The sequence below is a fragment of the Arthrobacter sp. JCM 19049 genome (assembly GCF_001310435.1).
The window spans coordinates 1-7,270 of sequence record NZ_BAXF01000084.1; the positions used below are offsets into that span (position 1 = coordinate 1).

6 protein-coding genes, 1 other RNA gene and 3 pseudogenes are annotated in these 7,270 nt (G+C 65.5%); 4 read left to right on the plus strand and 6 right to left on the minus strand.

Translation table 11 applies throughout. The features are described 5' to 3' along the window. Positions 1-272 precede the first annotated feature (272 nt). The 4 genes and pseudogenes from rnpB to pstS all read left to right on the plus strand — a co-directional run bounded on the left by rnpB (position 273) and on the right by pstS (position 4,421). Positions 273-632: RNase P RNA component class A (rnpB, locus tag JCM19049_RS06130), an RNA gene on the plus strand. 234 nt (positions 633-866) lie between these two features. Continuing rightward, positions 867-2,326 (plus strand): annotated as a pseudogene (locus JCM19049_RS06095) (glyceraldehyde-3-phosphate dehydrogenase). 199 nt (positions 2,327-2,525) lie between these two features. Beyond that, complete coding sequence (locus JCM19049_RS06100; protein ID WP_054821134.1) at positions 2,526-3,038, plus strand: hypothetical protein; 513 nt, start codon at positions 2,526-2,528, stop codon at positions 3,036-3,038. A gap of 239 nt (positions 3,039-3,277) precedes the next feature. Further along, positions 3,278-4,421 (plus strand): annotated as a pseudogene (gene pstS, locus JCM19049_RS06105) (phosphate ABC transporter substrate-binding protein PstS). Positions 4,422-4,522: 101 nt separating this feature from the next. Here pstS and def read toward each other — a convergent pair. The 6 genes and pseudogenes from def to JCM19049_RS06125 all read right to left on the minus strand — a co-directional run. Continuing rightward, a pseudogene (gene def / locus JCM19049_RS06110) lies at positions 4,523-5,093 on the minus strand (peptide deformylase). 122 nt (positions 5,094-5,215) lie between these two features. Beyond that, entirely contained in the window at positions 5,216-5,449 is a 234-nt protein-coding gene (locus JCM19049_RS06115) for a hypothetical protein (protein WP_054821135.1), read from the minus strand. Further along, positions 5,446-5,601, minus strand: coding sequence for a hypothetical protein (locus tag JCM19049_RS18945; protein WP_279402575.1), 156 nt, complete (start codon positions 5,599-5,601; stop codon positions 5,446-5,448). Before JCM19049_RS18945 ends, JCM19049_RS06115 begins: the two co-directional genes overlap by 4 nt. 9 nt (positions 5,602-5,610) lie before the next feature. Next, positions 5,611-5,850 (minus strand): aldo/keto reductase, encoded by a 240-nt coding sequence (locus JCM19049_RS18950; RefSeq protein WP_279402576.1) that lies wholly within the window; start codon positions 5,848-5,850, stop codon positions 5,611-5,613. Continuing rightward, positions 5,829-6,443: an aldo/keto reductase gene (locus JCM19049_RS06120; RefSeq protein ID WP_279402577.1), complete on the minus strand. Its 615-nt coding sequence runs from the start codon at positions 6,441-6,443 to the stop codon at positions 5,829-5,831. Before JCM19049_RS06120 ends, JCM19049_RS18950 begins: the two co-directional genes overlap by 22 nt. A 468-nt stretch (positions 6,444-6,911) precedes the next feature. Beyond that, positions 6,912-7,270, minus strand: a 359-nt coding sequence (locus JCM19049_RS06125; RefSeq protein ID WP_279402578.1) for a helix-turn-helix transcriptional regulator, incomplete at its 5' end; no start/stop codon positions are given.

Genomic DNA, 7,270 nt, shown 5'->3' on the forward strand with positions numbered 1-7,270 from the left:
CGGCGGCCGACACCGTGCGCAGCGCCGCCAGCACCTCACCGCGCGCCTCGCCCAGCTGGGGGAAGGAGAGCGCGGACATCTCAAATGGGTCACCGCTCGCGTGGGCGGTCTTACCTTCGGAAGGGGGCAACAGAATCAGCACGCCTTCCAGCGTACTAGCAGTCCACGCCCCAACGCCCATCGGGTGAAGGCGGTCTGCAAGCGCCATAATCCCTTCCGGCAACCCGCTGATTGCCGTCGTTGCCGGTGCAGCGCGTAGAATGAAGGGCGAATGGGATGACCAGGCGACCGCGTGCCGCATCAGCGGCCCGAGGAACGTCCGGGCTCCACAGAACAGGGTGGTGGGTAACGCCCACTCGGGGTAACCCGCAGGCCAGTGCCACAGAAAGTAAACCGCCAGGTCTTCCTGGTAAGGGTGAAAGGGTGGTGTAAGAGACCACCAGCGTCCCGGGTGACCGGGACGGCTAGGTAAACCCCACTCGGAGCAAGGTCAGACAGACTGCGTTATGAGGCTGTTCGCCCCAGCAGTTGGGTGGACCGCTAGAGGCTGTCGGCAACGGCAGCCGTAGATAGATGGTCGTCGCCGCCTCATGCAGGCGGAACAGAACCCGGCGTATCGGTCATCCCATTCACCCCTCCTCCTGCCTCCACCGTGATCCGGCGGTTCTTCCGAGCGCTGTCCTCCGGCTGGGTGACAGGTCTCACAGGGTCACATTCCGCACCGGTTCACCAAACGTTTATGATGGATGTGTATTCAACGGGGAATGATCCTGAAACCCCGTGCCACCGTAAATGCAATGGTGCTTCTCACGGTGCCAACCGACTTTGAGGATCCGGAAGTCGGCTGAAATTGGAAGGGATTTTCTGTGACCCAGCAGTCTGTCGTTGCCCAGGAAGATTGGAGCGGGCGCGAAGAGCTCGCCGAGGCCATGATTCCGCTGATCGGACGTCTTTACCGCAAGAACAATGTGGTGACCTCCATCTACGGCCGCAAGCTGATCAACCAGTCCGCCATTGACATCATCAAGGCCCACCGCCTGGTGCGTCGCATTGATGGCGAAGAGCTGGCTCTGACCGCGACCATGCCGATCCTCGAAGCCATCGATGAGCTGAACGTGGGGGCCGTGTCCGTTGACCTGGGCCGCCTGAACAAGAAGTTCACCGAATCCGGCGCCACCGATCTGAAGTCCTTCCTGAGCGAGGAACTGGGCGAGAAGGTCGGCCAGGCCGGCGCCACCGACGCCGAGCCGCAGGACGTCGTCCTCTATGGCTTTGGCCGCATCGGCCGCCTGCTGGCCCGCATCCTGATCGAACGCGGCGGCTACGGGCTGCGCCTGCGCGCCATTGTGGTGCGCAAGGGCGCCGAGAACGACCTGCAGAAGCGCGCCAGCCTGCTGCGCCGCGACTCGGTGCACGGCAAGTTCGACGGCTCGATCACCGTGGACGAGGACAACAACACCATCCTGGCCAACGGCACCCTGATCCAGGTCATCTACTCGAATGACCCGGCCTCGGTGGACTACACCGAGTACGGCATCGACAACGCCATCGTGGTGGACAACACCGGCCGCTGGCGCGACGAGGAGGGTCTGGGCCAGCACCTGAAGGCCAAGGGCGTCTCCCGCGTGCTACTCACCGCCCCGGGCAAGGGCGACGTGAAGAACATCGTGCACGGCATCAACGATTCGTGGATCGGCGCCGAGGACACCATCCTCTCGGCCGCCTCCTGCACCACCAACGCCATCACCCCGGTGCTCAAGGCCCTGAACGACAAGTTCGGCGTCGAGCACGGCCACGTCGAAACCGTTCACTCGTTCACCAACGACCAGAACCTGATCGACAACTTCCACAAGGGTGAGCGCCGCGGCCGCTCCGCAGCGCTGAACATGGTCATCACAGAGACCGGGGCCGCCAAGGCCGTGGCCAAGGCCCTGCCGGAGTTCGCCGGCAAGCTGACCGGCAACGCCATCCGCGTCCCCACCCCGGATGTGTCCATGGCAATCCTGAACCTGAACCTGGAGCAGGAGACCACCAAGGACGAGCTGAACGCGTACCTGCGTGAGACCTCGCTGACCAGCGACCTGCACAAGCAGATCGACTACATCGACTCCCCGGAAGTGGTGTCCACCGACTTCGTCGCTCCCGCCGCGCCGGCATCGTCGACGGGCTGGCCACCATCGTCTCGGGCAAGAACGCCGTCGTCTACGTCTGGTACGACAACGAGTTCGGCTACTCCTGCCAGGTGGTGCGCGTGATCGAGAGCATCGCCGGCACCCACCCGGTCGCCGTTCCGGCGCTGAAGGCCGAGGCCGTCGCCGCCCAGTAGCACCGGCAGCAAGCCCAACCGCCGGGCGCCAGGAACGCATTGTTGCGTACTTGGCGCCCGGTGCTGCGTTTAATCACCAGTGATCAGCGACATTTTTTTGACGGTACTTGTTAGGCTCGGAAATATGAAAGCAGTTGCCGCAGACACCCGAAAGCGTATTCGTCCCATGGTGGCAGTGCTCGCGTTGAGTCTGGCTGGCATGACTGCCTGCTCCGCGCAGCCCAACGACGCCAGCGCGTCCCAGGCCCCCTCCAGCCCGGCGGCCAGCAGCGAAGCGGCGCCGAGCACTCAGGCCGAGTCGACCCCCAGCACCGAAGCCAGCCCCAGCACTAAGACCAGCGCCCCGGCCAGCGAAACCGCAGCCGCCGATGAGGCGAGGCTGAGCTTGACCAAGGAGAAGCCGCGCGGGGTCATCGCCGACACCGACTTCAAGGATGTGAAGGCCACCGAGCAGAGCGGCAAGCTGATTGTCGCCGACGGCGGCTGCCTGCACCTGAAGGACAAGGGCGAGCCGACCCTGCTGCTCCTGCCGGAACAGGCCGAGGTCCTGAACCGCCAGCGCCCCGGCGTTGAGCTGGATGGCACCACCCACTCCGTGGGCCAGCCGGTGACCATTACCGGTGAATTGGCCGAACTGACCGAGACCCAGGAAAAGGCCGTCCAGCAGTGCCACCCGCACGGCAAGGTGCTGCAGGTCCAGTCCATGAAGTAGGCGCGAAAAACAGCGCATCCACCGCGACCGCCGGAACCGGGCCGAAAAAGCCCGGTTCCGGCGGTCGCTGCCGTTGACGCCAAAACGCTTCCGCACAGGTCGCTGCGGGAATGGGGGTGGTGAGCATCTCCCCGGCGCTGTGGGGGCCGTGGCTAAGTGGCCGACGCCCAGCGGGGTTGCCTAGGATTGAGGGTGGCCACAGTGAGGGCCGACTTTTCCCCAACCCAGGAGTTCCACCCATGCCAGGTACGTCCGCACCTGACCCGGTCCGCACCCACCGCCGCCCCGCACTGGCCGTAACCAGGGTGCTCGCGCTGAGCACACTGCTGCTCACCGGCTGCGGGAATGACTACCCGCTGGGTGAAGAACAGCGCAAGGCCGCCGAGCAGAACACCTCCTCCCTGACCGGAACCATCACCGGGGGCGGCTCCACCGCACAGAACGCGGCCATGAACGCCTGGACCACCGGGTTCTCCACCCTGCACCCCAAGGTGCAGGTGCAGTACGCCTCGGTGGCTCCGGCGCCGGGCGCGCCGGCCTGCTGGCCGGCGGCACCGAATTTGCCGGCTCGGACGCGTACCTGAAGGATGAGGAGGAAGCCGAGTCGCGAGCCACCTGCGGCCCGCAGGGCGCCATCAACATCCCGGCCTACATTTCCCCGATCACCGTGGCCTTCAACCTGCCCGGGGTGCAGAGCCTGAACCTGGACGCGCCCACAGTGGCACGGATCTTCAACGGGCAGATCACCAGCTGGCAGGATGAGGCCATCGCCAAGCTGAACCCTGGCGTGAAGATCCCGGACGTGCCGATGACCGTGGTGGTGCGGTCGGATGACTCGGGCACCACCGAGAACTTCACCGAGTACCTGCACGAGGCTGCACCCCAGCAGTGGAAGAGCGACCCGAGTGGATCCTGGCCCTCGGCACCCGGGTGGAGCAGGCCCAGGCAACTCCGGGGTGGTCACCACGGTGACCCGCACCGAGGGCGCCATCACCTACGCGGATGACTCGCTGGTCGATGATTCGCTGGGCAAGGCGGCCATCGGCTCGGGGGACACGTTTGTTGAGGTCAGCGGTGAGGCGGCCGCCCGTGCCGTGGAGGAGGCCGAACGGGTCGAGGGCCGCGGCGAGCACGACATCTCCCTGGCGCTGGACCGCACCACCACCGCGCAGGGCGCTACCGCTGGTGATGGTCTCCTACTTCATCCTGTGCTCCAGCTACACCGACGCCAAGCAGCTGGAACTGGTCAAGACGTTCGCCGACTACGTGGTCAGTGACGAGGGCCAGCAGGTGGCGGCCGAGTCGGCCAAGAGCGCCCCGATGCCCAAGAACCTGGCCGGCCAGGCCCGCGACGCGGTCGCCTCGATCACGCTGCGCGACTAGACCTGCCGGACGGCGCCCAGGCACCACCACAATGACAAGGACCGGGGTCTGTGAAGCACGAACTTCACGGACCCGGTCCTTGCCGGGTTTGCCTGGTGGGCCTAGTGGCCGAACGGGTCCGCGTCGGTGCCCGGCAGCCAGGTGATGCCCGGGGTGCCCCAGCCCAGCGACTTCTTCGCCTTCAGCCAGCGCTTGTCCCACTTGGTACCAGCTTGTCCACGTACAGCAGCCCGTCCAGGTGGTCGAACTCGTGCTGCATGATGCGGGCAAACCAGCCGTGGGCCTCGAAGGAGACCGGCTTGCCGAACTCGTCCACGCCCTCCACCTTCGCGTAGTCGGCGCGCTTGAGCGGGAAGGAGAGCCCGGGCACCGACAGGCATCCCTCGGACTCCTCATCCACGTCCGGGGCCGCCTGGGAGACCTTGGACAGGGTCAGCTTCGGTTGATCAGCACCCCGCGCTCCGGGGCGGTGTCCTGGTCCGCGTAGATGTAGGTGAAGATCCGCAGCCCGATGCCGATCTGCGGGGCGGCCAGGCCTACCCCGTGGGCGGCGTCCATGGTGGTGTGCATGTCGGCGACGAGCTCGCGCAACTCGTCGTCGAAGACGGTCACTTCCGCGGCGCGCTGATGAAGTACGGGTTCCCCGTAGACGGTGATTTGCCGGATGGGCACTGGTTCGGGTCCTTCCAAGATCCAGTCATTGACTTCTCCATAATTCCACGCCTGCCCCGCCCAGGCCACTTGGGTGGCGGCGCCGGCGGGCAAATGTGAGCGGGACGTCACCCCCGGTGGCACTACAGGTAGACCGGGGCCAGCAGCTCCAGGTGGTTGCCGAACGGGTCCTGGACGAAGAAGCGCTCATAGCCCTCGAAGCTGTGCCGTTCGGACCAGTCCACCTGGACCTCGGCCTGCTCCAGGGTGTGGGCCAGCAGCGCCAGCTCCTCCCGGTCGGCCAGCCGCAGCCCGGTGTGTCCGCTGCCTTCGGGCACCGGGGCGCCGACCTCCAGGTGGATTTCGGTGGTGATCAACCCTGGTCGTCGAAGCAGCAGAACCACAGCTGCCCGTCATGGGATCGGGCGGGGCGTTCGACTTCCTCCAGCCCCAGCAGCTCGGCGTAAAAATGGCGGGCGGTGTCTTCCAGCCCGGCGGGCATGGCCAGCTGGATATGGTGCAGTCTCATGTTTGGTCCCTAGATGACTTCCAGCGGCACCGGTGAGGTCGGGGCCGGGAAGGCGGCGTCGATGCGGGCCAGGTGCTCGTCGTTCAGCCGCAGGCTGCCGGCCTCCGCGTTTTGCCGCACATGCTCGATGCTGCTGGACTTGGGCAGCGCGATCACGCTGCCCGAGCGGATCGCCCAGGCGATCAGCACCTGGGCGACACTGACCCCCAGTTCCTGGGCAATGGCGTTCAGGGTGGGGTCGGACAGCATCTCGCCCTGCTCCAGGGCGAGTAGGCCATAACCGGCACCGGCGGCTTCATGGACAGCTGCTGCGGGATCAGGTCGAATTCGATGCCGCGGCGGGAGGGGTTGTACAGCACCTGGTTTACCGCCGGGTGCCCGGGCAGGTAGGACAGTTCCTCCGGATCAAAGTTGCTCACGCCCCAGGCCCCGATCAGTCCGCGGTCCTTGAGCTGTTCGAAGGCCTCCACGGTGTCTTCCAGCGGGTGCGCCCCGGGCCAGTGCAGCAGGTAGAGATCGATCCAATCGGTGCCCAGGCGCTCCAGCGAGCGTTCGCAGGCGGTGATGGTGCCCTGCCGCGAGGCGTTGGAGGGCAGGACCTTGTCGACGAGGAAGACTTCATCGCGCACCGGCGCGATCGCTTCCCCGACCAGGTCCTCACTGCGCCCATCGCCGTACATTTCCGCGGTGTCCACCAGTGACAGGCCCAGTTCAATGCCGGTGCGCAGCGTGGCGATTTCCTTCTCCCGTGCCGTGGGATCATCTCCCATGAACCACGTGCCCTGGCCAATGGCCGGAACCGCATCCCCATGCGCGAGTTGTACCAAAGTATGGTGTTCCATGTCATACACCCTAGGCGAGGAGCCGTGTCCTGCCCGGCATTTGTTGGCTTGGTCAGCACCGTTGGGGGCGAATTCATAGCAAAATCAGCGTTTGTTAACAACAGCGCGCTGCCGCGTCCGGGTCGGCGCAGAACAGGAATCCGGGGGTAAAGTCGGCGCAACGAGAAAAGCCAGCATCTGTGAATGCTGGCTTTTCCCGGTATCGGCCGAAGTCGTTCTGCGCGTCATCGACGCGAGCGAGAAGACCGTGGCTAACTTACTCAATTGACCAAATGGCACGCCCCCCAAAGCGTCCAAGTGCCCCGTTGGCCAATTGACCATAGCTTATTGGGTGCCAAGGACATTTGGAGGGGTACTAAGTAGTGCTTTCGGAATTTTTAGGTAGTACTGCGTAGACGAATAGCTGGCCTGTCCGACAGGGTTTGGGCGAAAACCGACCGCCGGCGCGGATACTGCGCCAGACACCGCTCAGATGGCGCTGTCCCAGTAGCTTGTGACAGCCTGCGACGCCCGGTTCGGCTGGGCCGGTTGCGCCGCCCCATGGTGGAAGCCGTCGGGGTCGCTGTCGTCATGGTCAATGAGCTGGCGCCGGTCGCGGATTCCCAGTTTGGCGTAGGCCCGCTGCAGGTGGCCCTCCACGGTGCGCGGGGAGAGATACAGTGCGGTGGCGATTTGCGTGTTGCTTTCACCCTGGGCGGCTCGCACGCAGGCGGAGTACTCCCGTTCGCTTAGCAGGGCGGCATCCACCCGGGCCCGTCCCAGCCGCGGGGAGTTCACGTTGGCCAGCGGTCCGGCGATCTCGGCGCAGCGGCTGAGCAGGTGCGAGG